General features: G+C 50.4%; 1 protein-coding gene and 1 pseudogene. One reads left to right on the forward strand and one right to left on the reverse strand.

What is annotated here, in order from left to right; all coding sequences use genetic code 11:
• Positions 1-82, forward strand: an 82-nt coding sequence (locus ACUU1M_RS20475) for an IS1 family transposase (RefSeq protein WP_000618533.1), incomplete at its 5' end; no start/stop codon positions are given.
• Positions 83-214: 132 nt separating this feature from the next.
• On the opposite strand, the pseudogene ACUU1M_RS20480 reads toward ACUU1M_RS20475, so the two are convergent.
• A pseudogene (locus ACUU1M_RS20480) lies at positions 215-406 on the reverse strand (hypothetical protein); the annotation flags it as partial.
• Positions 407-680 lie beyond the last annotated feature (274 nt).

Genomic DNA, 680 nt, shown 5'->3' on the forward strand with positions numbered 1-680 from the left:
GAAGTCACTGTCGTTCTCAAAATCGGTGGAGCTTCATGACAAGGTCATCGGGCATTATCTGAACATAAAACACTATCAGTAAGTTGGAGTCATTACCCACTCCAACAAGGTGTAGTGACCGGGTAACTGCCAACTTTCAGGCAACCACCTCGATTGGCAACCTTGTTTCCATATCGAGTTCAAATATCCCGTAGGGGTTTACATGGGCGTAAACTGATGATTGTTCAGGTTTCCATGGTGTGGCCAAATCTTCTTCATGGATAAAGGTCACATCCAGAGGGTGAGTATTTCCAGTTGCCCGTAATATCGTCGGCTCAATATCATGCGCGTTCATCGGTATCATCGATGCCAGGAAAGCCCACTGGTCAGGATAAGGCCGGAAGGTGGTATCAACAAAAATGTTACCAGGATATGCCGCGCCAGCGGCATGTAAGGCGGCACTCCGTTGTTGCACATGGCAGAGGAGTAAAACCGCCGAAGCCCGGCGTAAGCCGGTACGGTCGTCCGGATATCACCGATCCTCCTCCAGCCCTGCGAGGCAATGCGGCCTGTCAGCGATGAAAATGCCTCTGTGCGCGGTCGGAGTGGTCCCGACAAGGGGTTACTTTTACCGTTACCTCTGTGGACGTAACCGCACTCAAAGAAACTGTATATACCAGACCAGTTGTATCAAGCTTATC

This window comes from Shigella sp. SIG6, assembly GCF_053555815.1.